Source organism: Phreatobacter sp. GW821-FHT04C01, assembly GCF_059420385.1.
Window position 1 is genome coordinate 473,627 of sequence record NZ_JBWKTP010000005.1, and the last position, 26,962, is coordinate 500,588.

General features: G+C 66.7%; 29 protein-coding genes and 1 pseudogene. 12 read left to right on the top strand and 18 right to left on the bottom strand.

All coding sequences use genetic code 11. The annotated features are described in order from the left end of the window. Positions 1-52 precede the first annotated feature (52 nt). Positions 53-496, bottom strand: a complete 444-nt coding sequence (locus AC07WJ_RS21590) for a MaoC family dehydratase (RefSeq protein ID WP_494936702.1) — start codon at positions 494-496, stop codon at positions 53-55. Between the two features lie 67 nt (positions 497-563). Between AC07WJ_RS21590 and AC07WJ_RS21595 the strand changes: the two genes are divergently transcribed. Both AC07WJ_RS21595 and AC07WJ_RS21600 read left to right on the top strand, forming a co-directional pair. Further along, entirely contained in the window at positions 564-1,085 is a 522-nt protein-coding gene (locus AC07WJ_RS21595) for a winged helix-turn-helix transcriptional regulator (RefSeq protein WP_494936703.1), read from the top strand. Next, positions 1,078-1,818, top strand: a complete 741-nt coding sequence (locus AC07WJ_RS21600) for an SDR family NAD(P)-dependent oxidoreductase (RefSeq protein WP_494936704.1) — start codon at positions 1,078-1,080, stop codon at positions 1,816-1,818. The genes AC07WJ_RS21595 and AC07WJ_RS21600 overlap by 8 nt, the downstream gene beginning before the upstream one ends. Positions 1,819-1,834: 16 nt before the next feature. Here the strand turns inward: AC07WJ_RS21600 and dmeF are convergent, their stop codons facing one another. The 3 genes and pseudogenes from dmeF to AC07WJ_RS21615 form a co-directional block, all read right to left on the bottom strand. Further along, positions 1,835-2,794, bottom strand: coding sequence for a CDF family Co(II)/Ni(II) efflux transporter DmeF (dmeF, locus tag AC07WJ_RS21605; protein ID WP_494936705.1), 960 nt, complete (start codon positions 2,792-2,794; stop codon positions 1,835-1,837). Positions 2,795-2,823: 29 nt separating this feature from the next. Continuing rightward, positions 2,824-3,105: a metal/formaldehyde-sensitive transcriptional repressor gene (locus AC07WJ_RS21610; protein WP_494936706.1), complete on the bottom strand. Its 282-nt coding sequence runs from the start codon at positions 3,103-3,105 to the stop codon at positions 2,824-2,826. Between the two features lie 153 nt (positions 3,106-3,258). Continuing rightward, positions 3,259-3,960, bottom strand: a pseudogene (locus AC07WJ_RS21615) (YoaK family protein); the annotation flags it as partial. Between AC07WJ_RS21615 and AC07WJ_RS21620 the strand changes: the two are divergent. Further along, positions 3,856-4,752: a hypothetical protein gene (locus AC07WJ_RS21620; protein WP_494936833.1), complete on the top strand. Its 897-nt coding sequence runs from the start codon at positions 3,856-3,858 to the stop codon at positions 4,750-4,752. The pseudogene AC07WJ_RS21615 and the gene AC07WJ_RS21620 sit on opposite strands and share 105 nt — an antisense overlap. Positions 4,753-4,818: 66 nt before the next feature. Here the strand turns inward: AC07WJ_RS21620 and AC07WJ_RS21625 are convergent, their stop codons facing one another. The 3 genes from AC07WJ_RS21625 to AC07WJ_RS21635 all read right to left on the bottom strand — a co-directional run bounded on the left by AC07WJ_RS21625 (position 4,819) and on the right by AC07WJ_RS21635 (position 7,690). After that, a complete protein-coding gene (locus tag AC07WJ_RS21625) occupies positions 4,819-5,661 on the bottom strand; it encodes an ABC transporter permease (protein WP_494936707.1) in 843 nt (280 codons plus the stop codon). After that, positions 5,639-6,493, bottom strand: coding sequence for an ABC transporter ATP-binding protein (locus AC07WJ_RS21630; protein WP_494936708.1), 855 nt, complete (start codon positions 6,491-6,493; stop codon positions 5,639-5,641). The genes AC07WJ_RS21625 and AC07WJ_RS21630 overlap by 23 nt, the downstream gene beginning before the upstream one ends. Positions 6,494-6,559: 66 nt before the next feature. Then, positions 6,560-7,690 (bottom strand): ABC transporter substrate-binding protein, encoded by a 1,131-nt coding sequence (locus AC07WJ_RS21635; protein WP_494936709.1) that lies wholly within the window; start codon positions 7,688-7,690, stop codon positions 6,560-6,562. Between the two features lie 272 nt (positions 7,691-7,962). Here AC07WJ_RS21635 and AC07WJ_RS21640 point away from each other — a divergent pair, with 272 nt between their 5' ends. From AC07WJ_RS21640 to AC07WJ_RS21660, 5 genes are all read left to right on the top strand, one after another. Further along, positions 7,963-9,120, top strand: a complete 1,158-nt coding sequence (locus tag AC07WJ_RS21640) for a M24 family metallopeptidase (protein ID WP_494936710.1) — start codon at positions 7,963-7,965, stop codon at positions 9,118-9,120. A gap of 153 nt (positions 9,121-9,273) precedes the next feature. Beyond that, the gene (locus tag AC07WJ_RS21645) at positions 9,274-9,927 is read left to right on the top strand and encodes an NADPH-dependent FMN reductase (protein WP_494936711.1); all 654 of its coding nucleotides are present in this window, start codon (positions 9,274-9,276) and stop codon (positions 9,925-9,927) included. Positions 9,928-9,932: 5 nt separating this feature from the next. Beyond that, on the top strand, positions 9,933-10,259 hold the full coding sequence (locus AC07WJ_RS21650; RefSeq protein ID WP_494936712.1) for an antibiotic biosynthesis monooxygenase family protein: 327 nt from the start codon (positions 9,933-9,935) through the stop codon (positions 10,257-10,259). A gap of 67 nt (positions 10,260-10,326) precedes the next feature. Next, positions 10,327-11,496 carry an acetylornithine deacetylase gene (gene argE / locus AC07WJ_RS21655; protein WP_494936713.1) on the top strand — a complete coding sequence of 390 codons (1,170 nt, stop codon included), beginning with the start codon at positions 10,327-10,329 and terminating at the stop codon, positions 11,494-11,496. A 76-nt stretch (positions 11,497-11,572) separates the two neighbouring features. Next, positions 11,573-12,511, top strand: a complete 939-nt coding sequence (locus tag AC07WJ_RS21660) for a LysR family transcriptional regulator (protein WP_494936714.1) — start codon at positions 11,573-11,575, stop codon at positions 12,509-12,511. A gap of 6 nt (positions 12,512-12,517) precedes the next feature. Here the strand turns inward: AC07WJ_RS21660 and AC07WJ_RS21665 are convergent, their stop codons facing one another. Further along, positions 12,518-13,672: a M24 family metallopeptidase gene (locus tag AC07WJ_RS21665; RefSeq protein ID WP_494936715.1), complete on the bottom strand. Its 1,155-nt coding sequence runs from the start codon at positions 13,670-13,672 to the stop codon at positions 12,518-12,520. Positions 13,673-13,707: 35 nt separating this feature from the next. Further along, complete coding sequence (locus AC07WJ_RS21670) at positions 13,708-14,793, bottom strand: LLM class flavin-dependent oxidoreductase (protein ID WP_494936716.1); 1,086 nt, start codon at positions 14,791-14,793, stop codon at positions 13,708-13,710. Between the two features lie 159 nt (positions 14,794-14,952). Between AC07WJ_RS21670 and AC07WJ_RS21675 the strand changes: the two genes are divergently transcribed. The 3 genes from AC07WJ_RS21675 to AC07WJ_RS21685 all read left to right on the top strand — a co-directional run bounded on the left by AC07WJ_RS21675 (position 14,953) and on the right by AC07WJ_RS21685 (position 18,352). Then, entirely contained in the window at positions 14,953-15,873 is a 921-nt protein-coding gene (locus tag AC07WJ_RS21675) for a dihydrodipicolinate synthase family protein (RefSeq protein WP_494936717.1), read from the top strand. 70 nt (positions 15,874-15,943) lie between these two features. After that, positions 15,944-17,671 (top strand): SulP family inorganic anion transporter, encoded by a 1,728-nt coding sequence (locus tag AC07WJ_RS21680; protein ID WP_494936718.1) that lies wholly within the window; start codon positions 15,944-15,946, stop codon positions 17,669-17,671. A gap of 33 nt (positions 17,672-17,704) precedes the next feature. Continuing rightward, entirely contained in the window at positions 17,705-18,352 is a 648-nt protein-coding gene (locus tag AC07WJ_RS21685) for a glutathione S-transferase family protein (RefSeq protein ID WP_494936719.1), read from the top strand. Between the two features lie 13 nt (positions 18,353-18,365). Here AC07WJ_RS21685 and AC07WJ_RS21690 read toward each other — a convergent pair whose 3' ends face one another. The 3 genes from AC07WJ_RS21690 to alkB form a co-directional block, all read right to left on the bottom strand. Then, positions 18,366-18,989 (bottom strand): LysE family transporter, encoded by a 624-nt coding sequence (locus tag AC07WJ_RS21690; RefSeq protein ID WP_494936720.1) that lies wholly within the window; start codon positions 18,987-18,989, stop codon positions 18,366-18,368. Between the two features lie 85 nt (positions 18,990-19,074). Further along, on the bottom strand, positions 19,075-19,596 hold the full coding sequence (locus AC07WJ_RS21695; protein ID WP_494936721.1) for a methylated-DNA--[protein]-cysteine S-methyltransferase: 522 nt from the start codon (positions 19,594-19,596) through the stop codon (positions 19,075-19,077). Positions 19,597-19,716: 120 nt separating this feature from the next. Further along, complete coding sequence (gene alkB / locus AC07WJ_RS21700; protein ID WP_494936722.1) at positions 19,717-20,367, bottom strand: DNA oxidative demethylase AlkB; 651 nt, start codon at positions 20,365-20,367, stop codon at positions 19,717-19,719. Positions 20,368-20,628: 261 nt separating this feature from the next. On the opposite strand from alkB, the gene AC07WJ_RS21705 reads away from it, so the two are divergent. After that, the gene (locus AC07WJ_RS21705) at positions 20,629-21,276 is read left to right on the top strand and encodes a DNA-3-methyladenine glycosylase family protein (RefSeq protein WP_494936723.1); all 648 of its coding nucleotides are present in this window, start codon (positions 20,629-20,631) and stop codon (positions 21,274-21,276) included. A gap of 21 nt (positions 21,277-21,297) precedes the next feature. Here AC07WJ_RS21705 and AC07WJ_RS21710 read toward each other — a convergent pair whose 3' ends face one another. Genes AC07WJ_RS21710 through AC07WJ_RS21735 form a run of 6 tightly spaced genes read right to left on the bottom strand, consistent with a single transcriptional unit; the run spans position 21,298 to position 26,895 of the window. Next, positions 21,298-22,113: a phosphate/phosphite/phosphonate ABC transporter substrate-binding protein gene (locus AC07WJ_RS21710; RefSeq protein ID WP_494936724.1), complete on the bottom strand. Its 816-nt coding sequence runs from the start codon at positions 22,111-22,113 to the stop codon at positions 21,298-21,300. Beyond that, positions 22,110-23,111 carry an ornithine cyclodeaminase family protein gene (locus AC07WJ_RS21715; protein WP_494936831.1) on the bottom strand — a complete coding sequence of 334 codons (1,002 nt, stop codon included), beginning with the start codon at positions 23,109-23,111 and terminating at the stop codon, positions 22,110-22,112. The genes AC07WJ_RS21710 and AC07WJ_RS21715 overlap by 4 nt, the downstream gene beginning before the upstream one ends. Before the next feature lie 28 nt (positions 23,112-23,139). Next, the gene (locus AC07WJ_RS21720; RefSeq protein ID WP_494936725.1) at positions 23,140-24,084 is read right to left on the bottom strand and encodes an ABC transporter ATP-binding protein; all 945 of its coding nucleotides are present in this window, start codon (positions 24,082-24,084) and stop codon (positions 23,140-23,142) included. Next, entirely contained in the window at positions 24,081-25,070 is a 990-nt protein-coding gene (locus tag AC07WJ_RS21725) for an ABC transporter ATP-binding protein (protein ID WP_494936726.1), read from the bottom strand. The genes AC07WJ_RS21720 and AC07WJ_RS21725 overlap by 4 nt, the downstream gene beginning before the upstream one ends. Continuing rightward, complete coding sequence (locus AC07WJ_RS21730; RefSeq protein WP_494936727.1) at positions 25,067-25,924, bottom strand: ABC transporter permease; 858 nt, start codon at positions 25,922-25,924, stop codon at positions 25,067-25,069. The genes AC07WJ_RS21725 and AC07WJ_RS21730 overlap by 4 nt, the downstream gene beginning before the upstream one ends. Further along, positions 25,921-26,895: an ABC transporter permease gene (locus AC07WJ_RS21735; RefSeq protein ID WP_494936728.1), complete on the bottom strand. Its 975-nt coding sequence runs from the start codon at positions 26,893-26,895 to the stop codon at positions 25,921-25,923. The genes AC07WJ_RS21730 and AC07WJ_RS21735 overlap by 4 nt, the downstream gene beginning before the upstream one ends. Positions 26,896-26,962 lie beyond the last annotated feature (67 nt).

The window sequence follows — 26,962 nt, forward strand, 5'->3', positions numbered from 1 at the left end:
AGTTCGGGCCGGCCGCCTCATTCGCGTCCGGCCGCCCGACGCCCACCCGGCGTCACGGACGTCTCGGCACCACCAGTTTCACGATGAAGATCTGCACCGGCTCGCCGCGCTGATTGCGCGTCTCGTTGCGCATCGTCACCATGCCGCGGTCCGGCTTCGACCTGGACGGCGTCACCTCGAGCACCTCACTGACCACGGTCAGGACGTCGCCGGGGCGGGTCGGCCGCGGCCAGGCGATCTCGCCACCGCCGCCGATGATGCCGCCGGCGATCGGCGCACCGCCATCGACCAGCAGCCGCATGGTCAGCGCCGCGGTGTGCCAGCCGCTCGCCGCGAGGCCGCCGAAGAAGGTGGTCTTGGCCGCTTCCTCATCGAGATGGAAGGGCTGCGGGTCGAACTGGCCGGCAAAAGCCTTGATGGCCGCCTCGTCGACAGCGAGCGAGCCGCTGGTGAAGGTCTGGCCGACCTGAAGATCGTCAAGATAGAGCGCCGTCATCGGACACCTCCGAGCCTCAATCTCCCAGTTACTTGCATGATGATAGTAACCTGTCTAGGCTTCCGTCATGCAACGGAAGTCGCTTGAAGGATCGCTGTGTCCGATCGCCCGCAGCCTGGAACGGGTCGGCGAATGGTGGAGCATGATGATCCTGCGTGATGCCTTTCATGGCCTGACCCGCTTCGACCAGTTCCAGCGCAGCCTGGAGATCGCGCCCAACATGCTGACCCGCCGGCTCAACGGCCTGGTCGAGGCCGGGCTTCTCGCGCGCCGACGCTACAGCCACCGCCCACCGCGCTACGATTATGTGCTGACGCCGCGCGGCCGCGACTTCTGGCCCGTGCTGGTCGCAATGGCGACCTGGGGCAACCGCCATCTTGCCGATGAAGGCATCGCGAGCCAGGTGGTGGATGCCGCGACCGGAGCGGTGGCGGAACCGATCATGGTCGACGGCACGACCGGCCGGCGGCTCGATGAAGCCGCCTATGCTTTCGCCGCAGGACCGGCAGCCGATGACGCCGTGCGCAGGCGCATGGCCTTCGCCAGACGTCAGCGCGAGCAGATGCAACAGGAGAATGGCCGTGGATAAGCCAACAGCGGTGGTGATCGGCGTCGGCGCGGAACTGGGCGTCGGGGCAGCGGTGAGCCGGCGCTTCGCCCGTGAGGGCTACCACCTGCTGGTGGTCGGCCGGACACAAGCGAAGCTCGACCAGGTCGTGCGCAGCATCGAAGCGGCCGGCGGCAGCGCCGAGGCCGTCGCCGCCGATGCGACGCAGGAGGACCAGGTCATCAGCCTGTTCGACCGCGCCATGGCGCCAGGCCATGGCCGCGCGCCCGCCGACGTGGTGGTGTTCAATGCGGCCAACAACCGGCGGATCGACTTCCGCGAGGTCGAGGCACAACAGTTCGAGGATTTCTGGCGCGTCGCCTGTTTCGCCGGTTTCCTGGCCGGCCGCGAGGCGGCGCGCCGGCTGGTGCCGCTCGGCCGGGGCACGGTGCTGTTCACCGGCGCTTCCGCCAGCCTGCGCGGCAAGCCGGGATATGCCCAATTCGCCGCCGCCAAGGCCGGCTTGCGCATGGTGGCGCAGAGCATGGCGCGCGAATATGGCCCGCTCGGCATCCATGTCGCCCACGTCATCATCGACGGCGGCATCGATGGCGACCGGCTGCGCAAATCGGCCCCGGACGCGGTCAAGGCGCGCGGCGAGGATGGCCTGCTCGGGGTCGAGCCGATCGCCGAGGCTTATTGGCAGCTCCACCGGCAGCATCGCTCGGCCTGGAGCCAGGAGATCGACCTCAGGCCGTTCAAGGAGCCGTTCTGACGGGCAGGTTCCGCGGTCAGGCCGGCTCGACCTCGATGGTGACATGGGAGAGTTCGGTCAGGTGCGCGAGCCTTGCCCGATAGGCCGAAGGCGCTTCGGGCCTTGGCGCGACCAGCGCGACGATGGCGGCGTGATGGCCAGGTCCGACCTGCCAGACGTGCAGGTCGGAAATGCGTTCGCCGTCCTGTTCGATCGCCCGGCGAATCTCCTCGGGCAGATCCTCGCCCACCGGCATCAGGTCGACCAGCACGCCGCCCGAAGCCCGGATCAGGCCGAATGACCAGCGCGCGATGACCAGCGCCCCGACCAGGCCGGTCAAGGGATCGAGCCAGAGCCAACCGTAGATGCTGCCGGCGGCAAGCGCCGCAATCGCCAGCACCGATGTCAGAGCATCGGCGAGCACGTGCAGATAAGCGGCGCGCAGATTGTTGTCACCGTATCGATCGCCGGCGCCGTGCGGCCGCCCGTGGTCGTGGTGGCCATGACCATGATGGTGGCCGTGGTCGTGACCGTGATGCTGCTCACCTTGCAGCAACCAGGCGCTGACCAGGTTTACGACAAGGCCGACGACCGCGACGCCGATGGCCTGAGCGAAGCTGATCGGCACCGGATCGGCCAGGCGCACCAGGCTTTCCCAAGCGATCAGGACGGCGACCAGAGCCAGCACGATGGCGCTGGCGAAGGCGGCGAGATCGCCGAGCTTGCCCGTGCCGAAGGTGAAGCGCGGATTGCGGGCATGCCGGCGCGCGTAGAGATAAGCCGAAGCGCTGATCAGCAGGGCCGCGGCATGGGTCGACATGTGCCAGCCATCGGCCACCAGCGCCATCGAGCCATAAACCGTGCCGGCGACGATCTCGACCACCGTCATGGAAGCCGTCAGCGCAATGACCCACCAGGTCCTGCGCTCATTGCGGTCATGGTCGCGCCCAAGGAAGACATGGTCGTGGCCCGTCGTCATCGCCCGCGCATCGCTCATCGCTGTCACCCTTCGATCGTCACGACCTGTCACTGCCGGAAATAGGTCCGCACCACGCCGATCAATTCCTCTGCGCCCCGCGCCTTTTCGGCATCCGGCTCGCGCGCCGGATCGACCACATGGAAGCGGATGTGATCCTCGATCAGTTCGGCGGTCAGGCCGTTCACCGCGCCACGGATGGAAGCGACGAGTTGCAGCACCTCGGCGCAGCCGGCTTGCACCTCGAGTGCCCGCTCCACCGCCTCGACCTGGCCGCGGATGCGCCTGACGCGGGCGAGCAGCTTGTCCTTGTCCTTGGTCGTATGGCCCATGCCCGAGACATCGCTATAATATAGGGGGGTACCCTATATTGATCGACTTTTCGACGCGTGTCGAGCGACCGTGATCCACCGGTTTCGACCAACCAATCGCCGACCGGATCAGGCGGTTCCGCCGCCTCAACCGCGGCCGCGGCGGGCCGCCACGAGATCGTCGACCAGCGGCACGCCGGCCATCAGCAAGAGCAGGCCCGCCAGCGGCACGGTCGCGAAGAACCCGATCGTCTTGAAGCCGATCGCACCGAAGACCCCGCCGACGAAGAATGCGCCGAGCAGCGCGCCCAACAGGCGCAGCTTGTCGCGATCCGCAACGACCGCCGGCAAGCCGTCGCCGCCGCTCCGGTTCCAATAGGCGAGCTTGCCGAGTTCGATGCCGATATCGGTGACGATGCCGGTGACATGGGTGGTGCGGATTCGAGCCTGCGAGACCTTGGTGATGATCGCGTTCTGCAGCCCCATGATGAAGCACAGCAAGGGCACGGCGATCACGGCAAAGGCCGGCATGTGCTGGCGGAACCCGCCGACAAGCCCGAAGCAGAGCAGCAGCAGCGCCTCGAGCAGCAAGGGAAGGGCATACTGGCCACGGCCATGATGGCGGCGGGCCCAATTGATGAGGATCGCCGAGGTGGCGGCTCCCGCGATGAAAGCCAAGACCGAGCCCAGGCCGGCCAGCACCAGGGCAACCCCGCCGAGCGCCAGATTGTCGGCCATCGCCGAGATGATGCCGGACATGTGGGACGTATATTGGGCGACGGCCAGAAAACCGCCGGCATTCACCGCCCCGGCAACGAAGCACAGGGCAAGGCCCAGCCTGAGGTCGGCACGGTGGTCACGCTCGGCCCCGACCACATGGCGCAGGAAATCGACATAGGCGGGGCGCGGCCGGCGGCTGTCCCGATTCAGATGCATGTCCATTGGCGACAGTCACCGGCATCGGACCAGGCAGGTCAAGCCTCGACCGGCGGCGCGGCGCGCGGGGCGGCCTTGCGCATGCGGCACGGGCGCGGCGCGGCGAGCGCCTGCCGCCATCCAGCGCGATGCGGTCGTGGCACGCCGAAGGTCCAGCAGCCGATCGGCCGGGCCGATCGCCTCCTCGCACACCATCGGCTCCGTCATTCACTGCAATCGTCGCGGGGCTACGCCGCGTGGCGGTTCATCCGAGTCCAGATCCTCCGGATCGCCGCAAGCCGTTTCGGTGACACCATCGTCGAAGACACCGACTTCCAGGGCACTCGCCTCATGGACAAGGGCGGCGAACTCCTGCAGGAGCGCCAGGATCGCCGCGTGGACATCGCCGCCGAACCGCTCGAGCACGGCCTCGACCTCCGCGTCGATGCGCTTTTCCTCATCCGCCGAAACGTCCTGTCCGCACAGCTTCGCCATGGTCTTTCCGCGCCCCGCAATGAGAATGTTCTCTTTATGTTCCTATTCCAGGGCGGCTGCAAGAGCGTGCCGACCGCCGCGCGCAAAACCGCCGTCTTGACCATCCGCCGGCGGTTGCATGTCGCGACCGGGGTCGAAGCCGCGCGATCACGGCGGCCGGCCCGATCGTCGTTCGAAGGCGTTGATGTTCAACCTGAGGAGCAGCAGGCTCCGACCGCTGCCCCTCAGCTTTCGATTCAGATTCCGCCGGCTCAATAAAGTCCGGCGAAATCAATGGCCTGGATGCACTTTCCGCAACCATCCGGCTCGACTGCGACAGCCCCCTCAGATCCCGTTGCGTGCTTCGATGTTGATCCAGAACACACAGCGCCGCTCGAGCCATTTCAGCGAGCCGTGCAGCGCCACGCCCATGACCGAGAGCACGACGAACAGCGAGAAGGCACCCGCGATGTCGAGCTGGTAATTGGCCTGCAGGATGAGGAAGCCGAGGCCGTAGTTCGAACCGACGAACTCGGCCACGATGGCGCCGATCACCGCCAGCACGATCGCCGTGTTCAGGCCGGCGAAGATGAACGGCAGGGCGTTGGGAAACCGGACATAACGGAAGACCTGCCAACGCGACGCGGCGAGCGCACCAAGCAGGTCGAGCCGGTCCTGGTCGATCGACCGAAGCCCGGCCATGACGTTGACCAGCACCGGGAACAGCGAAACCAGGGCCACCACCAGGATCTTGGAGGTGATGCCGAAGCCGAACCAGACCACCATGAGCGGCGCGATGGCAACCTTCGGCACGGTCTGCAACGCCACCACATAGGGGTAGACGATGCGCTCCATGGTCGGGAACACCACGATGACGGTGCCGAGCGCCAGGCCGAGCAGGCTGCCGATGCCGAAACCGACGACGGCCTCGAACATGGTGACGGCGGCGTGGGAGAAATACAGCCCCGTGGCAAGTCCGGACCAGAGCGCCTGAACGATGGCCGACGGCGCGGGCACCAGGAAGCCGGGCACGTCGAGCAGCTGGATCAACGCCTCCCAGGACCCCATCAGCACGACAAACACCGTGAGCGGCATGCCGAAGCGGGCCCAGAGATGCCGATTGGGCTGTCCCTCGGCGATCGCCGCGCCAGCCTCGGTGGCTTTGTCACCAGTCAGAACTTGATCCATTGCTTTCCCCGGCAACATAGCTTCCCAACAGCCCGCGAATTTCGCGCACCTGCGCGCCGAATTCCGGCCGCAGCATGTCGTCCAGCGTGCGCATGCGCGGGATGGGATTGTCGATGATCTTGAGGACCCGGCCGGGCCGCGGCGACATGACGACGATCCGGTCGGCCAGGAATACCGCCTCGGGGATCGAATGGGTGATGAAGATCACCGTCTTGCCGCTGGCGCTCCAGATCCGCTGCAACTCGGAATTCATCTGTTCCCGGGTCAGCGCGTCGAGTGCGCCGAAAGGCTCGTCCATCAGCAACAGCGGCGCGTCGTAGACGAGCGCCCGCGCGATCGCGGCACGCTGCTGCATGCCGCCCGACAATTCGTTGGGATAGGCCTTTTCGAAACCGCCGAGGCCGACGAGCTTGAGCAGTTCATGCGCCCGCTCGCGACCGGCCGTCTGATCCTGTTTCAACACGTCGATCGGCAACATGACATTGTCGAGAATGGTCCGCCACGGCAGCAGGACCGGGCTCTGAAACACGATGCCGACGTCGCCACGCGGCTTCATCACTTGCCGGCCATGGACCGCGAGCCGCCCGGCGCTCGGCGGCCGCAAGCCCGAGACGAGCTTGATCAGGGTCGACTTGCCGCAGCCGGAGGGGCCGACAATGGCGATGAACTCGCCGTCGCGCACCTCCATCGACACCTGATCGAGGGCATGGACCGCCGCGGCGCCGCGGTTGAACACCATGCTGACATTCTGCACTGAAAGCGCGCTGACCGGGCCGGGCGTCTGAACTGCCGTCGCCCGCGTCACCGGCTCACTTGCGATCGCGCTTGCCATTCACGCTTTCTCCCACCTGCCTGGCCGAGGCCAGTTCCGTGCCATTTTCGCCCGTGCCGCCTGGGCTCAGCGGGCGGCTCTCGCCACGGCCACCACCGCATCCTGGTCGAACTTGTTGACCTCGGCGGTGAGTTCGTTGGTGAACAGCGCCTCGATCGCCACCGGTTTGTCCTGCAGCTTCTGCTCGATCAGGAACTTCTGCATGTCCTCCCACTGGCGCGCGGTCATGTCGCCCCAGGGCACGGACTTGTCCTTGTAGTCCTTCCACAGCTCGGCGGTGGAGCTCAGAATATATTCGGACCGCTTCATCGCCTCGTCCTCGCTCAAGCCCTGCGGCTTGCCGAACAGGCCCCAGAACTGGCGCACGGTCGCGGCCGGATTGACCTCGGCGAAGATCGAGGATTTGGCGACGCCGCGCAGCGTCTTGATGACGGCCTCGCGATTGTCTTTCAGGAAGGCGGTATTGACGGCGATCACGGCACTCGGCGCGTCGCGGGTGAAGCGGCGAAACTTGAAGCCGAGCGTCTCGATCAAGGCATGCTGGGCGCGAAACAGGGAGAGTGCCTGGATGCGCCCGGCTCTCAGCGCCGCAGCCGCCTGCGCGCCATTGCCGACCGGGATCAGCCCGACCGACGAATTGGGGTCAAGCCCGGCATCGGTCAGCGTCGCCCGCAGCGAAGGAATGGCGCCGGAAGCGAGATTGGCGACGCCGATGGTCTTGTCCTTGAGATCGGCCACGGTCTTGATCCCGCTGTCCTCGGGAACGACGATTTCGTAGATATTGCCGCGGTCCTGCAGATAGACCGCCGTGACCGGCAGTTGCGGATTGCGCGCCTTGGCCAGGATCAGCACGTCCATGCCGATATAGCCCATCTGCACCTGGCCGGCGGCGATCAGCTGGAGCGTCGCGGCGGACCCCGCGGCCGTGCCGAACTCGACGTCGACGCCATCGTCCTTGAAGAAGCCGAGCGGATTACCGAGGAACAGGAAGCCGTGATAGGCCTCAACCGTTGCCGAGGCGCCCCAGAGCCGCACCTTCGGCCGGGCCTGCGCATGCACGACCGGCGCCGCCAACATCATGGTGAGCGCGGCAGCGCCCAGCGCCAGGCTGCGCCGGGTCAGGCTGGCGTCACCTGACATTCCGGCGGCAAGACGACCGGCAGCAGGGTTATTGCTGGAGATAATTTTTCCCGACATCAGAACTTCCCCTATCGTCTTCCCCAAGCGGCCTTCGGCCTGTCGCGAGCCAACCAGCCTCGGCCGGTCGACGCTGCGCCGTAACGCGAGACGAGCTCGTGAAGCGCGACGGCGAGATTGGATCAACAGGCGGCCCCCGCATAATGCCAAGGGGCTATAACTGCTATAATCTAAAGGCTTTAGACGGGCCGCCCGGCCGGTCGCTAGGGTCAGCGCCATCCCTGAGATGCCCGTGGCGCTGGATGCGCGCCTGACCCGAGGACCGCGTCACCATGTCGAAAGCCGATTTCTCCAGCGCCGAGTTCGCCGCGCGCCTGCAGCGGGTACGCCAGGCGATCGCCGCCGCCGAACTCGACTGGATGGTGCTGTTTCATCCCGTCTCGATCCACTGGCTCACCGGCTCCGACGCCAAGAGCTATCAGGCCTTCCAATGCCTGATCGTTTCGGCCGAGGAGCGGCCATGCGTGATGCTGACGCGCGAGTCGGAGCGTCATGAGTTCGAGCAGGACGCCCTCATCGACCAGCTCGAGACCTGGGGCGGCGCGGAACCGGAAGACCCGATCGGCGTGTTCGAGCGGATCGCCGGCCGGCTCGGCCTGAAACGAGGCCGCGTCGGCATGGAAGTGCCGGCCTATTACCTGCATCCGCATCACTATCTGCGCGTGAAGACATTTCTCGGCGCCGCCCTTAAGGCAGAGCCGAGCAATCTCGTCCACGATCTGAAGCTGGTGAAGTCGCCGGCCGAACTCGCCTATGTCAGGCAATCCGCACGGATCGCCGACGAGGCGCTCGACGTCTTCGTCGCCCAGCTCAACGAAGGAACGACCGAACTCGCCATTGCCGGCGAAGTCTACGCGGCCCTGCTCAAGCGCGGCAGCGGCTTGCCGGCAAGCACGTTGAACCTGGTTTCCGGGGAACGCTCCTGCTTCAGCCACGGCGCACCGACCGAGCGGCGGCTGCGGCGCGGCGATTTCGGCAATGTCGAATATGGCGCCGCCTTCAAGCGCTATACGGCAACGCTCGGGCGGCAGTTCTGCATGGGCACGCCGACACCGCGCATGAACGAACTGCATGCCATCGCGCTGGAAGCGGCCGATGCCTTGATCGCCGAGATTCGCGACGGCGTGCCGGCGCTCGTGCCGCACGAGGCCGCCAAGCGCGTGATCGGCCGGGAGGGCCTGGACCGCTACCGGATCCACACCTCGGGCTACGGCCTGGCGCCCGGCTTCCCGCCGTCCTGGGGCGAGCCGGTCAACATGTTCGGCGGTGCGACCTATACATTGCGGGCCGGCATGGTGGTCTCGGTCGAACCGCCGATCTTCATCGGCGAAGAAGGCCTCGGCGTCCGCCTGATCGACAATGTGCTGGTGACCGCGACCGGCGCGGAGCTGCTGTCGCGCCAGCCGCGTGGGCTGATCATGGCCGGCTGAGTTGGCCATAGGGCAATAAATGCCCGATCATTCCAATTATAACAGCTATAGGTGCTTTGCCTTGGACGTATAGGCCGGAGCTCCGCACAGTATGGCGATGCAGGTGCCCATGGGCACCGCCGCAGCGCAACCGAAGCCCGTGCGAGGACGTTCATGCACCAGGCCCCACGCCCCCTCATTCTCGGCATCGGCGGCACGCCGCGCGCCGGCTCGTCGACCGAGCGCGCCCTGGCCTTGAGCCTCAGGGCTGCGGCCGAGGCCGGCGCGGACACGCTGCTGATCAGCGGCCCCGAGCTGATGCTGCCCATGTACAATCCGGGCGAGACCGAGCGTTCCGCCGAGGCGACCCGCCTGGTCGAAGCCTTCCGCCGCTGCCATGGCGTGATCGTCGCCTCGCCGGCCTATCACGGCACTTTGTCGGGTCTCGTCAAGAACGCCCTCGACTATACCGAGGACCTGCGCACCGACTCCCGGGTCTATTTCGACGGACTGGCGGTCGGGCTGATCGTCTGCGCCGGCGGCTGGCAGGCGGGCGGCCAGACGCTCGCGACACTGCGCGGCATTGCCCATGCGCTGCGCGGCTGGCCGACGCCGCTGGCCGCCATGCTCAACACCTCGACCCGCCTGTTCGACGATGCCGGCGAGTGCCTGGACCTGTCGTCGAAGTTCCAGCTGCAGGCGGTCGGCCAGCAGGTCGTCGAATTCGCACGCATGAAAATCGGTTCCCGCGTCGAGGCCGCCGCGCCGCCGCATACGCCGATGGCCGGCTCGGGCGAACCGCCTCGCCTGTCGCTGTCGAGAGGATGACGCCCATGTTCGTTCGCATCTATTGGGGCAAGATTTATCCGGGCGCCTGGAGCTCGATCGAGCAGAAATACCGCGAGCTGATGGCGGTCGACACGCCGGGGCTGCTCGGCCGCATGGTGAGCCGGGACGTCAACGACGCGGAGAGCATGTTCACCATCACGCTGTGGCGCGACATGGAGAGTGTGCAGCGCTGGGAGGCCTCGCCTGCCTATGCCGAGACCTTCTCCGCTGCATTGAAGCCATTCATCGTCGGCTCGCAATCGGTCTCGCTTTGCGAGGTCAAAGTGGCGAATATCCAGGGCCTGCTGGAATCGTTTCGCCCGGCGACATGAGCTGCATCGCCGGAGCCTTGGCTCGGGATGCGTCCCGACCATGCCCTTGACCCCTGCGGATGCCCTGATGTCCCCTGCCCCCGTCACCTTGACCGCGCGCGCCATGCTCGACCGGCTGGTCGGCTTCCCGACGGTGTCGAGCGTCTCCAATCTCGACTGCATCGGCTTCATCAAGGACTATCTGACAAGCCATGGCGTCGAGAGCCGGCTGGTGCCGAGCCCCGATGGAACCAAGGCCAATCTCTACGCGACCATCGGGCCGAATGTCGCCGGTGGCGTCGTGCTCTCGGGCCATACCGACGTGGTGCCGGTGGAGGGCCAGGCCTGGACCAGCAGTCCCTGGACGGTGACCGAACGCGACGGCCGGCTCTATGGTCGTGGCACCTGCGACATGAAAGGGTTCGACGCCCTGGTGCTGGCGGCCGTCCCCGCCATGGTGCGGGCCAGGCTGACCCGGCCGATCCATATCGCCTTGTCCTATGACGAGGAGGTCGGCTGTATCGGTGCGCCCTTCATGGTGGCCGAGATGGTCAAGACGGTGCCGACGCCGGCCGCCGTCATCGTCGGCGAACCGACCCGCATGCAGGTGGTGACCGGCCACAAGGGCTCGCTGTCGTTCCGCACGCAGGTCACCGGCCATACCGTGCATTCGAGCCGCATCGACCAGGGGGTCAGCGCCGTCATGGTGGCCGCGCGCCTGGTCACCTGGCTCGCCGACACCATGGCCGAGAATGCCCGCAAGGCGGACACCGCCAACCCGTTCGAACCGCCCTATACGACGCTTCATTGCGGCACGATCCACGGCGGCACGGCGGGCAATGTAGTGGCATCCGACTGCGTCTTCGTCACCGATATCCGCGCCATTCCGAGCGAGGACCCGGTGGATTTCCGCGACCGCTATCTCGCCTATATCCGTGATGTGATCGAGCCCGAGATGAAGCGCATCGCGCCGCATTCAGGCGTCGAGCTGCTGCCGCGCGCCTTCGTGCCCGGCCTGAAACCCGAGAACGACGGTGCGGCCGAGCGCCTGGCCCGGCGCCTGACCGGCGACAACGGCGTACATGTCGTGTCCTACGGCACCGAGGCCGGCCAGTTCCAGGAGCCCGGCTGGTCGACGGTGGTGTGTGGCCCCGGCGACATCGCCCAGGCGCATCAGGCCGACGAATTCATCGAGATCTCGGAATTGGACGCCGGTGAACGCTTCATGGCGCGGCTGATCGAGGATTGCACGGCATGAGGTCCTGCCTGTCCCTCACATTCCGGCATGGCCCTCCGCCATGCTATGCCTGAAATGACCTGAGGGGACGCAAGCCTTGGATATCAGAGCGCTCCGCTATTTCCAAACTGTCGCCGAAAGCGGCAGCTACAGCCGCGGCTCGGAGTTGCTGCGCATCTCGCAGCCGGCGGTCAGCCGGACCATCCGCAATCTCGAGGACGAACTCGGCCGCCCGGTGTTCAAGCGCCACGGCCATGGCGTGACGCTCACCGAGGCCGGCAAGCTGCTGCTCGAGCGCAGCCAGCTGCTGCTGCGCCAGCTGGAACAGACCAAGGCCGACATCCGCAGCGGCCATGCCGGCCTGTCCGGCGTGATCTCCTTCGCGGTGCCGCCGGCGGCCGGCCATTTCATCGCTCCGCCGCTGGTCGAGCGCTTCGGCGAAGCCTATCCGCACGTCTTCCTGAAGATCGTCGGCGGCTTCAGCGGCTATATCCACGAGTGGCTGGTGCGCGGCCAGGTCGACCTCGCCTGCCTGCACGATCCGGTGCCGCAACGCGGCTTCGAGGTGACGCCGCTGCTCAACGAAGAGGTCTATCTCGTGGGACGTGCCGGCAGTCTGGGAGCTTCCGCCGGCCGCATTCGCACCGAGGATCTCGCCAAACTGCCACTGATCCTGCCGAGCCGTCCCAATGCCTCGCGCCGGCTGCTCGACAAATGGACCGCCGCGCGCGGCATTTCGCTTTCGGCCAAGGTCGAGGTGGACGACACCACCATCACCCGCGCCATGCTGCGCCAGGGCGTCGGCTTCAGCCTGCTCACCCGCGGCGCCGTCGAAGGCGAATTGAGCCGCGGCGAACTGGAAATCCATTCATTCGAACCGCCGGCCTATTGGCCCTTCGCCATGCTCACCTGCCAGAACGTGCCGCGCACCGACATTCAGCACACGCTGATCGGCAAGCTGGCCGAGACGGTCAAGGAGGTGGTGCGCGATCTCGTCCAGTCCGGTGTCTGGTCGGGCGAGCTGCCGGCGGAGTGAGGCCGGTCAGGCGACGATCAGGTCGCGCGGCGAATGACACAGCCGCTCCGCGCCGGTCTCGGTCACCAGGACATTGTCGACCAGGCGCGCACCGAGGCGTTCCTCGGTGATAAACACCGGCGGGCAGACGGACAGCACCATGCCGGCTTCGAGGCGATACGAACTGCCGCCGAACAAATGGACCGGTTCGCCCGAGGCCGGGGCAAAACCGGGCGCGACGCCATAGCCCGACGTATGCACCCGCGCTTGGTCGAGCCCGGCCTCCGCAATGACACGCTTGGCCGCCTCGTGCGGGACGGTCGCCGGCACGCCGGCGCGGATTTCGGCGATCGCCGCGTCGCTCGCCCGGCGCACGACGTCATAGAGCTCCAGCATGCGCGCGGAAGGCCGGCCAATCGAAAACTGCCGGCCGATCGACACCGAGTAGCGCCGATAGGGCACACAATATTCGGCATTGCCGAAATCGCCAGGCTCAAGCCGCCTTTCGGTCGGCGCGCCGTGGCTGAAGCCGGCCCGCGGGCCCGACACCAGGTTGACCGGCGTCACCGGCTGGCCACCGCCGGCGGCGAGCAGGGTCTGATAGATCGCCGCGGCGACCTCCAGCTCGCTCCGGCCCGGACGCAGCGCGGCGGCCAGGGCCTCCACCGTCAGGTCGGCGATGGCCGCGGCCTTGCGGATCAGAACAAGCTCACGCGCCGACTTCCTGAGCTTCAGGTCGTGCACGAGATTGCTCGGCTCGGCGACCAGCGCCTCGCCGAGCAAGGCCTTGACCGCGAGGTAGTGGTGCGGATGCAGATAGAAGGCGGGCACTTCCATGCCGACGCGGGTGCCTGAGAGGCCGAGCCGGTTGACCAGCGTCGCGAAGGCCGCGAGCGGATCCTCCGGCTCCGGGCCGCCCCAGCAGACCAGATCGCCGGTCAGCGCGTCGTCGAGAAACTCGGCCTGCTCGGACAGCCTGGTGAACATCACCGGGCGAGGTCCAGAAACCGGCACCAGCAGGCACTGGAAGGCCTGGTAGCCCTTGGCGTCCGAGCCGGTCAGCCAATGGATCGACACGGGATGGAAGACCAGGAGCCAGTCGAGATCGGCTTTCGCCATCGCCTGACGCACGCGCGCCAGCCGATCATCGAACTCCTCGGGCGGAAAGTCGGATTTCGACATGCGCGGCCGGTCCCTCGTGTCGCGAACAAGCAGGCTCAGACCGCGATGGCATAATCCTTGTCGGCGAAGCGCGGGATCACCTTCTCGCCGATCAGCTCGATCGAGCGCATTACCTGGTCATGATTGGTGTTGCCGGCCTGGATCATGAAGATCATCTGGTCGAGCCCGCAATTGGCCCATTTCTCGACCTGCCGCGACAAGGTGTCCGCGTCGCCGCCGAGCGCCATGCCGTTTTCGATCAGGTCGTCATTGCTCAGGCCCGAAATGCGCTCGCGCACCTTGGCGACGCCACCCGCCGTGGTGAAGCGCATATGATTGAGTTCCGCGTCGTTGTCGCCGTAATACCAGCGTGCCGCGGAGCAGGCGAGTTCGCGGCCGACCCGATCGTTCTCGTGGCAGCAGGCAATGCCGAACACGGCGACCTGGTTGTTGACCACCTTGCCGATCTGGCTCGACCGGTCGCTGCCGGTCGCCGCCGCCCGATAGCGCTGCACGGCTGTCTTGGTGTCTTCCTGGCTGTTGCGGGTCACGCCGATGACGCCGAAGCCCTGGCGCCCAGCGAACTCGTAGGTTTCCAGATTGGTGGCGGCGATCCACAGCGGCGGATGCGGACGCTGGATCGGGCGCGGCGTGACATGGCGGGCCGGCAGGTCGAAATGCTGGCCCTTGTAGCCGGTGAAGAACTCGCCCTCATACATTTTCAGGATCGCCTCGAGCGATTCCTTGCCGAGTTCGCGCCCCTTGGCCGGGTCCACGCCCATGCCCTCGAGGATGTAGGAGGTCGTGCCGCGGCCGGTACCGAACTCGACCCGGCCATTGCTGAGGATATCGAGGGTGGCGACCCTTTCGGCGACGCTGAAGGGATTGTGCAGCGGCAGGAGCACGACGCCGAGGCCCATGCGCAGGGTCTTGGTGCGCTGGCTCAGCGCCGCCAGGAACATGTCGGAAGCCGGTGCGTGACCGATCTCGATCAGGAAGTGCTGCTCGGTGATCCAGAAATATTCGAAGCCGGCGGCCTCGGCGGCGACGCCCTGGGCAAGACCATCCCAATAGGCGTTGCGCTCGGTCGTCTCGGTCCAGGGGCGAGGCATCTGGATCTGCGTCATCAGACCGAATTTCATCGCGCTTTCCTCAAACAGTGGCCGTGCGATGATTGCTACGATGCGGCGGCACCCAGGTCTAAGAGAGAGATCCTATAGGTGCTATAACCGGATCGTTCAGTCGGCATCAGGCAGGGCCGGACCGGCCGGCGCGAGGCTGCGAATCTGAAGGAGGCCTGTTTGATCTCCCATTTTGCCGGCGTCTATCCCGTGCTCTACGCGTTTTTCGGCCCCGATGGCCGGTTCGACCGGCACGCCATGCGCGCCCAGGTGGAGCATTGCGTCGCCGCGGGCGCCCATGGCCTGATGCTGCTCGGCCTCGTCACCGAGGCGAACAAGCTCTCGGTCGAGGAACGGCTGGAACTGACCGCGCTGGTGGCCGAGGTCAATGGCGGCCGCCTGCCCTATGCCGTGACGGTCGCCGGCACGACGGTCGCGGCCCAGACCGAGTTTGCCCGGGAGGCCCGGGCGCGCGGCGCCGACTGGGTGATCCTGCAGCCGCCGCCACGGCCCGATGATGGCGAAGCCGGCCTCATCCGCTTCTTCGGCAGTGTCGCCGATGCGCTGGATTGCCCGGTGGCGATCCAGCACAATCCGTTCAATCTCGACGTCTGGCTGTCGATCCCGGCCATGGCGGCGCTGCACCGCAATCACCGCAACATCACCGTGCTGAAAGGCGAAGGCACGGCGGTCGATACCGAAACGCTGGTGGCTGCGACCGAAGGCAAGCTCGCGGTGTTCGGCGGTCATGGCGGCATCGAATATCTCTCGGTGCTGCGCGCCGGCGCCGCCGGGCTCATCCCGGCGCCGGACTGCCTGCCCGTGCAGGTCAGGATCTACGAGCTGTTCCGCCAGGGCACTCCCGAAGCGCTGGCCGAAGCCGAACGCCTGCACAAGGAGCTGCTGCCGTTGATCGTCTTCATGATCCGATCGATCCCGGCCCTCCTCTGCTATGGCAAGCGCTTCATGGCGCAGCGGATCGGCGCCGGCGAGGTGTTCGAGCGCCAGCCGGCGCAATCGCCGACCGAATTCGGATTGAGCGAGATGCGGCGGCTGTTCCTTGGCCTCGCCGATCTGGAACGTTCGATCGGGCTCGGTTGAGGGCGCCCGTCGGTCTTCCGTTCGTGGCTCCCCAGATGTCGCCGGCCGGCAATCCGCCTATGCTCACCGCATGAATGACGACGCTTCCGGCTCTTCACCCTCGCGCCCTGCCGCCGGCCCCAGGCCGGCAGGGGCCACGGCTTCACCAGGCTACGCGGCATTCGGGCGCGATGTCCTGACCGGCCTGACGCTTGCCGCCATCACGATCCCCGAGCAAATGGCGACCGCCAGGCTCGGTGGTTTCGAACCCCAGATCGGTTTCTACGCCTTCATCGGCGCGACGATCGGTTTCGCTCTGGCCGGCGCCAGCCGCATCCTCACCGTTGGGGTCGATTCGACCATCACCCCGATCTTTGCCGGCGCGCTCGCGGCATTGGCGGCTTCCGGCTCACCGACGCTCAGCGCGGCGGCCGTCACGCTCGCCCTCATCGTTGGGCTCCTGCTCATCGTCGGCGGCAGCCTGAAGCTCGGCTGGGTCGCCGACCTGCTGTCCGAGCCGGTGGTGACCGGCTTCCTCGCCGGCATATCGGTCCATATCGTCGTATCGCAATTGCCTGGCCTGTTCGGCCTGACGGCCGGCCCCGGCGACATGTTCAGCAAGCTCTCGTCGATCATCAGCCAGATCGCCGCGATCAATCCCGTCTCGACCGGCATCGGCCTCGGCGTATTGGCGATCATGCTCGTCTCGGAACGGATCAGCGGCCGGATTCCCGGCGCGCTCATCGCGGTCGCGCTCGCCACCCTCGCCGTCGTCGCTTTCCAGCTGGAACGCCGTGGCGTGGCGGTCATCGGCACCTTGCCCGGCGGCCTGCCCCATCCCGTCATGCCCGACCTCGCTTTCGAGGACCTGCGCCAGCTCGTGCCGCTGGCACTGACGATCGCGCTGGTCATCATGATGCAGACCGCGGCCGTCAGCCATTCCTTCCCCGGCCCAGGCGGTCGCGGGCCGGACATCAATCGCGATTTCATTGGGGCTGGTGCGGCAAACCTCCTGGCCGGCGCGCTCGGAACCATGCCGGTCAATGCCAGCCCGCCGCGTACCGCCGTCGTGTCCGAAACCGGCGGCGTGTCGCAAGCCGGTCCCCTGGTCGCGGCCGGCATCGTGCTCCTGCTCGTGCTGTTCGGCGGGGCCCTGCTGGCCCATGTGCCGGAAGCGGCGCTCGCCGGCGTGCTGCTGTTCGTCGCCCAGCGCATCTTCCGGTTCGGAACCATGGTCACGATCGCCCGGCAGGCGCCGGCCGAATTCGCGCTGATCGTGCTGACCGCGGCCGCGATCATCGTGCTGCCGATCCAGACCGGGGTCGCGATCGGTGTCGGCCTGTCGCTGCTGCACGGCGTCTGGATGACCATCCAGACCCGGCCGATCGAGTTTCAACGCATTCCCGGGACAACGGTCTGGTGGCCGCCCGGGGCGCGCGCCTCGGGCGAACTTCACCCTGGTGCCCTGGTCATCGGCTTCCAGGCGCCGCTGCTGTTCGCCAATGCGCAGATCTTTCAGCGCGGCGTGACGGCACTGATCGCCACCTGCAAACGGCCGATATCAGTGGTCGTCCTGGAGGCCAGCGGCATCGCCAATGTCGACTATACCGCGGCGACCGCCTTGCGGGCGGTGATTACAACCTGCAAGGACTCGGGTGTCGGCTTCGCGATCGCGCGGCTGGAATCGGTGCGCGCCCAGGAGGCGCTCGACCGGTTCGGCATTCTCGCCGATCTCGGCGAGGACAAGCTCTTCCACAGCGTCCAGGAAGCCGTCACGATACTGGCCAGCGCCACGCCAGCCTCGCTGTCGCCCGGCTGATCGCCGGCGGATGGACTCGCACAGGGACAATCGATGCTCAGGGTCTGGGGCCGACGCAATTCCTTCAATGTGCAGAAAGTCATGTGGCTGATCGGCGAATTGGGGCTCGATCACGCGCACATTCCCGCCGGCGGGAGCTTCGGCGGCCTCGATGCGCCTGAATTCCTGGCGATGAATCCACATGGGCGCGTGCCGCTGATCGATGACGACGGAACCATTGTCTGGGAATCCCATGCCATCCTGCGCTACCTCGCGGCGCGCCACGGCGGGCCGGGCTTCTGGCCTGAGGCGGCCGGGGCAAGGTCAAAGGCCGATGGCTGGATGGACTGGGCGCAGACGACCCTCCAGCCGGCCTTCCTGACCGGGGTGTTCTGGGGCTTCTATCGAACACCGGAGCATCAGCGAAACTGGCCGGCCATCCGTGACAGCGTCGCCCGTTGCGCTGCGCATGTCCGGCTGCTGGACCGGGTTCTCGATGGCCGCGAATTCCTCTCCGGCGATCGCCCCGGCCTTGCCGATATCCCTGTTGGCACGACGCTCTATCGCTATTTCGAACTCGATATCGATCGCCCGCCTGTGCCCCATGTCGAGGCCTGGTATCGCCGCCTGCAACAACGGGCGGCCTATCGCGAGCACGTCATGATCCCCTTCGGGGACCTGTACGGTCGCCTGGACTATTGAGGGATGGTCCACCTCAGCGTGCGATCGCCAGCCGAATCCCGAGCAGGATCAACACAGTGCCGACGACACGGTCGATCTTCGACTTCGCCTTGCGATAGCCGGCCTGGACGCTGCCGACCGAAAAGACCAGCGCCAGGCCGCAATGCCAGAAGGCCGACAGCAGCGCGAGCAGGATCGCTGCCGCGCCATAGACCCAGGACGGCGCGTGAGCCGGCAGCATGACCGCGAAAATACTGCCGAAAAAGGCAGCCGCCTTCGGATTGGTGATGCTGGTGAGATAGCCACGGCGAAACGAGGCCCAGGCCCCCGTCCCACCGCCCCGCGGCGCCTCGATCGTCCGGCCAGGCGCGGCGGCGTTCCGGATCATCGACAGCCCAATCCAGATCAGATAGGCGGCGCCCGCCAGCCTGATGCCGGTATGGAGCCAGGCGACCTGGGTCATGATCACGCCGAGGCCGAGCATGGTAATCGAGGCCCAGGTCAAGGTCGCGCCGGCGACACCGAGGCCAACCAGGACCCCCGCCTTGCGCGACACGGCAATGGCGGTCGAGGAGATGACGACAAAAACCGGGCCGGGGCTGAGGCAGGCCATGAGAAACACGCCGCCAATGGCCGCCAATGTGCCGATATGCTCCATGGATCGCCGCCCTGCTCCTGCTCGCCAGATGTTTCACCATGAGCAGGAGCATGTCGTTTTGTCCATGCCGCCCCGGCTTGCCTGATCAGGCAAGCTGGAATGCCTGGACCGTCTGTTCGCGTGCGATCAGCTCGCGCTTGCGCTTGAAGCCCCAGCGATAACCCGAGAGCGAGCCGTCCTTCTTCACCACGCGGTGGCAGGGGATCAGGATCGCGATGCTGTTGGCCGCGCAGGCTTCCGCCACTTCGCGCGCCTCGCGCGGGGCCCCAAGCCCGGCGGCGATCTCGCCATAACTCACCGTCCGGCCGGCCGGGATCCGGCGAAGCGCCTGCCAGACGCGCATCTCGTAATCGGTCCCGCGCGGGTCGAGTGCGAGGCCGGGGTCCCGGTCGGGATGGGCGATGACTTCGGCAAGTTTTTCGATGATTGCGGCGAGCCCCGCCGTGTCTTCGATGACCCGGCTGTCCGCGAAACGATCCTCGAGTGCGCGAACGGGCGACGGTCCCCGCTCGGCGAATTCGAAGGCGACCAGACCACGGACGGAGGTGGCGGCGATGAAGGCCCCGAGCGAGCTCTCGCCGAAAGCATAACGGATGGTGCTGGACATCTTGATCTCCTCGTCTTCGGTTCCCTCGAAGCTGGAGTGACCATAGGCTGTCGTGAGTGCCGCGACGCTCCGGTCCTTGCTTTCAAATTCGAAAGCCGGTGAGCAGGGACGCTGGCGGCGTCAAAGCGCCTTGCGGAAGGTCAGGTTGAGCCTGACCCGGCCAAGCCTTGGATGATCGCCCTCCTTCAGGGCTGGCACGCCATGAAAGAACAGGCGCGACGGCCCGCCCCAGACCACGACATCGCCGTGTCGGAGCGGGATCTTGCGCACAGGGTCGGTCCGGCTGAGCCCGCCGAACTGGAAGGTCGCGGGCAGCCCCAGCGAGACGGAGACGATCGGATTGTCGAAGTCGCGCTCGTTCCGGTCCTGGTGCAGCGACAGCCGGGCGCCCGGCTCGTAGCGGTTGATCAGGCAGGCGTCGGGCACGAAGCCGGCATAGCCCGCCGCCGCCGCCGCTTCGGTCGCCAGCGCGAGGAACGCCTCCGGCATCGGCGGCCAAGGCTTGCCGCTGTCCGGATCGATGGCATCGTAACGATAGCCTCGCCGGTCGGTGACCCAGCCCGCTGCGCCGCAATTGGTCATTGCGACGGACATTTCGAAACCGCCCGGCGTCACCATGCGGCGGAACGGCGCCGCGGCGACGATGCCATCGATGGCTGTCAGCACCAGGGTTTCGCGCGACAGCGCCCGGCCGCGCAGGATCATCGCACCATCGGCCAGTTGCTCACGCTCCGGCATGCCGGCGGCGATGTCGCCGAAAAGATCGTCCATGTCAGTCGCTCCTGCCTGTTGCCGTGGCGGGCCGACCCGCGACGTGTCGGGCCGCGTCATCGGTTTTGGGGGCGCCAAGTAACCAGGACAAGTGCCCAAGACACTCCGTCCCTTGCTTTCAAATTCAACGGCTGGATTCCCTTGTCGTTCCACTCTACAGGCCCGGAACACGGCGAAGCGATATCGCTTCGGCATGAGAAGACAGCATTCGCTCGTCCGGACTGAAGAGAACCCGCGAGCGGGGAACAGGATCATCCTTTCATGGCAATGCAGCAGCAGACCGATTACAGCATGGCAACCGAATTTCTCAGAAAAATCGATGCGGACTGGGCACGCGCCATCGACCTGATCGGGCCCTGCACCCACGATCCGAAGGCTGCGCGAGAACCCTATGAGGCGCTGGTCCGCGCCATCGCCTACCAGCAGCTCACCGCCAAGGCCGGGGATGCCATTCTTGCCCGTCTGAAGGCGTTGCACCCGGCTTCGCCGTTTCCGACGCCGGGCGAGATCCTGGCCGATGATTTCGATGCCCTGCGGGCCTGCGGCTTCTCGGCCTCCAAGATCGCCACCATCAAGGCGATCGCCGAGGGGGCGTTGACCGGCCTGGTGCCGACGCGCGCGGCGGCGGCCACGATGGACGACGAGGATCTGATCGCCCGGCTCGTCACGCTGAAGGGCATTGGCCGCTGGACCGTCGAAATGCTGCTGATGTATTCGCTGGAACGCCCCGATGTGCTGCCGGTCGATGATTTCGGTGTCCGTGAAGGTTATCGCGCGCTCAAGTCGCTCGGCGAAGCGCCGAAGCCGAAGGTGTTGCGCGAGATCGGCAAGGCCTGGGCACCCCATCGCACCGTCGCCTCCTGGTATCTTTGGCGCGTGCCGCGCGAGCGCGGCAACGTGCTGGCGTGACGGTTCGGCGAAAGCGGGCGATCAGGCCGGCATCGGATAGCCGACGGCTTTCGCCTCCCGATCCCAGGCCAGGGTCGTCGCGAAATCCCGGTGATCGACCGGCGTGAAGCCAGTGATGCACAAGCCCTCGGCCAGCCCGGCAAACCATGGCCGTGTACGGGCTTGCACGAAGGCCTCGCGCAGCGCCTCGACAAGCGCAATCGGAGCTGCGCCGGACGCGACGAAGGCCGGGATCGGCGCAAGCGCGGTGGCATCGATGACACGAATGCCGGCGACCAGCTCGGGCCGTTCGCGGGCGATCAGGCGGTGCCAATAGGCGTCGAGCGGGCCGACATCGATGGTGCCGGCCAGCACCTCGTCGAGCACGCGCCGCGCGGTGACGAGATTGCCGATCACTTCAGCGTAGAGCTTGGGTCGCTCCGGCGTCCTGAACTTCAGGAGGTGGTGGCGCAACGCATTGAAGCCGGAATGCGAGTGCTCGACCGTCCAGCCGAGCCTTCCGCCGAACGTATCCGCCAAGCTCCGGAACGGTGAATCCGCGCGCACGATCAAGTCGGAGCGATAGGCCGCTCGCCCCTCGGCCCAGGGCGCATCCGGTATGGGGGCCGCGATCGGCGTCACGTCGGCCAGTTTCAACGCGATCGGATAGCCACACATGAAGACGCCGCCGAGGTCCGGCCGCGACCAGAGCCTCTCGAGCGGCCGTGGCGCCGGATAGCCCTCGTAGGTGAGCGCGACGCCGGCTTCATCGGCGACATGGCCAAGCAGCGCCTGCCAGCGCGCCTCGGCCTCGGGCGTCACCGCATACATGCGGGCATTGGCGATCAGGCCGCTCATGCGAAACGCAGCCGCTGGCCGATGCCGAGCCGCCTGCCCTTGTCCAGCATGGCGTGGCCGAGCGCGATGTCCGACAGTGACAGGCCGCGATGCCAGAACAGGATCGTCTCGGCGTCATTTTCGCGGCCCGGCTTCAGGCCGGCGACGATCTGGCCCATCTCGGCGTGAAGTGTCGCCTCCGAGAGCCTGCCGGTTTCGACATGCGCCCGGAGCGAGCCGAACTTGCCGGTCTTGCACTGGCCCCAGTCGTCGACCACCAGTTTCGCCATGATGTCTGTCAGCGTGAGCTCCACCGCGCTCATCGTGCCATAGGGCACGACGAAGGCACCGGGCTTGATCCAGGCGGTCTTGAGCAGCGGCCGCGGCTCGGACAGCCTGGAGGCCTCGACCACGATGTCGGCACCCTCGACGCAAGCCTGCCAATCGTCGGTGGCGATCACCGGCTTGCCGAGATCGTCCTGCAAGCGCCGAGCGAAGCCGTCGCGGCTTTCCGGGCGGCGCGAATGAACCCGGATCTCGTCGAAATCGAAGAGATGGTCGAGCAGGCGGACGTTCCAATAGGCCGTGCCGCGCGCGCCAATATGGGCGAGCACCCTGGAGCCTTTGCGCGCGAGATATTTCGCCCCGATGGCGGTGACCGCGCCGGTGCGCATGTCGGTGATCCCCGAGGCGTCGAGGATCGCCTTCGGGCTGCCGTTGAACCGGTCGAACAGGGTGAGGACGGCGAGTTCGGAGGGCAGGCCCTTTTTGTAGTTGTCGACGAAATCGCCGACCACCTTGACGCCCGCCGCGTCGATGTCGCCGCCGAGCGAACCGCGCAGCACGTTGAAATGGCCGTCGGCGACTTTCGGTTCGAGATGCATGCGCGGCTCGATCACCGCCTCGCCCCTGCCCTGCGTCGCCAAAGCGCCTTCGATGGCGGCGAGGATCTCGTCATTGGTGACGGCCAGCGCCTCGATATCCAGCCGGTTGAGATAGTCGATATAGATCGGCGGCATGGTCGGATTGGCGGACATGCTCGTCTCCTCAGGCCAGGGGAAAGTGGCAGCGGACCTGGCGGTTCTCGACCAAAGGCCGCAATTCGGGCATCTCGACCCGGCAGCGTTCTTGCACGTAGGGACAGCGGGTGTGGAAACGGCAGCCCGGCGGCGGGTTGAGCGGGCTCGGGATCTCGCCCTTCAAGACAATGCGCTGGCGCCGGCGCGCCGGATCGACCGACGGATTGGTCGAGAGCAGAGCCGCGCTATAGGGATGGGCCGGGACTTCGAACAACGCTTTGGTCGTGGCCTCTTCGACGATCTGGCCGAGATACATCACCACCGTGCGGCCGGTCACTCGGCGCACGACGTTGAGATTATGGCTGACGATGAGATAGGTCAGGCCGAATTCGCCCTGCAGATCGATCAGCAAGTTCAGGAGATCGCCCTGCACCGACACGTCGAGACCGGCGGTCGGCTCGTCGGCGACGATGACTTCCGGTTTCAGCATGAGCGCCCTGAGGATCGCGACGCGGCGCGCCTGGCCGCCGGAGACCTCGTGGGGAAACTTGTCGAGCGTGTCTTCGGTCAGCCCGAGCCGCTTCAACAGCATGGTCAGCCGCGCCCGGCCTTCAGCCAGGGGGAGCCCGTGGATCCTCAGCGGCTCCTCGGCGAGCGCACGAATGCGCATGCGCGGCGACAGCGAGGCCACCGCATCCTGCAACAGCATCTGCACCCGCCGGCGGAACGCCAGCGCGTCATGCGCCAGCAACGGGTCGAGTGGTTCGCCATTGATCGCGATCGTGCCGGAACTCGGCTTGGTGAGCCCGATCAGCGCGCGGCAGAGCGTGGTCTTGCCGGAGCCGGATTCGCCGACAAGCCCGACGATCTCGCCCCCGTGGATGTCGAGCGACACACCGTCGAGCGCCCTCAGCGTGCCGTCAAAGGTTACGGCAACGTCCCTTGCGGAGATCAGCGGCGGCGCGGCGTTCATGCCAAGACCTCGGCGGAGCGGAAACAGGCGGCGCGGCGCCCCTCGCCCGCCGGGTCCAGCGGCGGCATGCCGGTGAGGCAGATCGCGGCGGCATGGGCGCAGCGCGGCGCGAAGATGCAGGCATCAAGCGGCGCCACGGGATCCGGGACATCGCCCGGGATCGACGCGAGCCGCCCTGCTCCGTCGGCGACGATCTCGCAGTCGAGCAGCGCGCGGGTATAGGGATGTCGCGGCCGGGACAGCACCGCCGCGACCGGGCCGGTCTCGACGACGCAGCCACCATACATCACGCAGAGATCATCGCAGAGCTCCGCCACGAGGCCGAGATGATGCGAGATGAAGAGGACGGAGCCGGAAAAATCCCGGCGCAGCCCGTCGAACAGCGCAACGATCTGGGCCTCGATCGTGGCGTCCAGCGCCGTGGTCGGTTCGTCGGCGATCAGGAGATCCGGCTCGACGATCAGCGCCATGGCGATCATCACCCGCTGGCGCATGCCGCCGGAAAGCTGGTGCGGGTAGGCACTGAGCCGCAGATGCGCGTCCGGGATGCCCACCCGGGTCAGCATCTCCTCGCCTTTCGCCAGGGCAGCCCGCCGCGATAGTTCGGGATGGCGCCGACGCAGCACATCGACCAGATGGGTACCGACGGTGAACAGCGGATTCAGCGCCGTCATCGGGTCCTGGAAGATCATGGCGATACGCCGGCCGCGCCAGTCGTGCATGGCGGACGGACTGAGCCTCAACAGATCGATGCCATCGAACCGGATCTCGCCGGCGAGCCGGGTGACATTGCCGGCGACGAGCCTGAGCAAGCAGGACGCGAGCGTCGATTTGCCGGACCCGGATTCACCGACGACGCCGAGGATGCGGCTGCGGCCGATGTCGAGATCGAGGCCGCGCAAGACATGCGCGTCGCCACGTTCGGTCGCGGCGTCCAGCGTCAGGTTGCGGATCTCGACCAGGGGCCCGGCGGGTTCGGCCATCATCCGTGATCCCGGTTGAGGCGCGGATCGACGGCATCGCGCAAGGCTTCGCCGAACAGGGTGAAGCCGAGCGTCGCGATGCCAAGCGCGGTGCTCGAAATGAGCACCGGCAGGGCCGAGTCCGAGAGATAGGCGTAGCCGTCATAGATCAGCGTGCCCCAGCTCGCGAGCGGCGGCCTGACGCCGAGCCCGATGAAGGAGAGGCCGGCCTCGATGGTGATCACCACGGGCACGTCCATGCTGGCGAGCACCACCAGCGGCCCGGCGATATTGGGCAGCAGATGGCTGAGCACGATCCGAGGAAAGGAAGCTCCCAGGATCCGCTCCGCCTCGATGAAGGGCGCGGTCGCGACCGTGAGCACCTGAGCCCGCGCGACGCGGCCGAAATGCGGGATCAGGGTGACAGCGACGATGATCACCACCAGAAGCGTCGATGGACCGAAGACCGCGACGACCGCGAGCGCCAGCACCAGGCTGGGAAAGGACGAGATGACATCGAACAGGATCAGGATGAAGCGTTCGGAGCGCGCCGGCAGCGAGGCGGCGACAATGCCGAGCAAGGTGCCGGCGGCGAGCGCCAGCGCGATCGACGTCACCGCGACCGCCATCGCGACACGCGCACCATGGACGAGACGGCTGTAGAGATCGCGGCCGAGATGGTCGGTGCCGAGCCAATGCTGCCAGGACGGGCCGGCGAAGCGGTTCATTACATCGAGGCCGTCGGGATCGTGGGTCGCGAGCCACGGTGCGAACAGCGCCGCGACGACGATGATCGTGACGATCACCAGCCCGACCAGGCCGCCGAAACGGCCGCCCATGCGTTTCAGCACACCAATGGAAGCGGCGGCGGCGCTCATCGCGGCCTGGCCGTCGCGCCGGCCTCGCGGCGGATGCGTGGATCGATCGCGGAATAACTAAGGTCGACGATCAGATTGGTGATGACGAAGACCAGCACCACCACCAGCACCGCCCCCTGCAGCACCGGGAAGTTGCGCGCCGCGATGGCGTCGAAGATGAGCCGGCCGAGGCCGGGACGGGAAAACACGATCTCGACCAACACGGCGCCGCCGAGCAGCCGGCCAATGCCCATGCCGAGCACGGCAATGGTCGGGATACAGGCGTTTTTCAGTGCGTATTTATAGGTCACCAACCGCTCGGACAGGCCATAGGCTCGGATGGTGCGAATGTAGTTCTCGCCCATGACCTCGAGCATGGAGGTGCGCACCAGGCGAGCGATGAAGCCGATCCAGCCGACGCTCAGCGCCACCGTCGGCAGGATCAGGCGCCTGGCCTGGTCGGCGAGATCGCCACTGCGGCCCGCCCCCAGCACCGGCAGCCAGTCGAGCCAGATCGAGAAGATCAGGAGCAGGAAAATGGCGATGACGAAGGACGGGATGGCGATGAAGGCGACACTGACCAGAGCCAGCACATGGTCGAAGACCGAACCGCGATGAGTGGCCGCGAAACAGCCGAGCGGCACGCCGATCACGACCGCGAGCCCGATCGCCAGGAAGGTCAGGATGAAGGTATAGGGCACCACCGCCCAGACGATGCTCGTGACCGGCCTGCCGGTCAGCACATCGGTGCCGAGATTGCCGGTCAGCACATTGCCGAGAAAGGTCAGGAGGCGCCGGTAGAGCGGCTGATCGAGCCCCATCTCGGTGATGAAGCGCCGGGCATATTCGGGCGTCGCCTGCGGCCCCAGCAGTGCGGTCGCCGGATCGCCCGGCACGATCGCCGAGAGCGTGAACAGGAGCAGCATCGCGCCCAACGCAATGAGCACGGCGGTAATCAGCCGGCTCGCCAGGTAGCGCCAGGTTTCAGACATGGGGCGCCGTCATGAACGTGATCGCATGGGTTGGATTTGCTCGGTGCCTTGCACGTCGGTTGGCCGT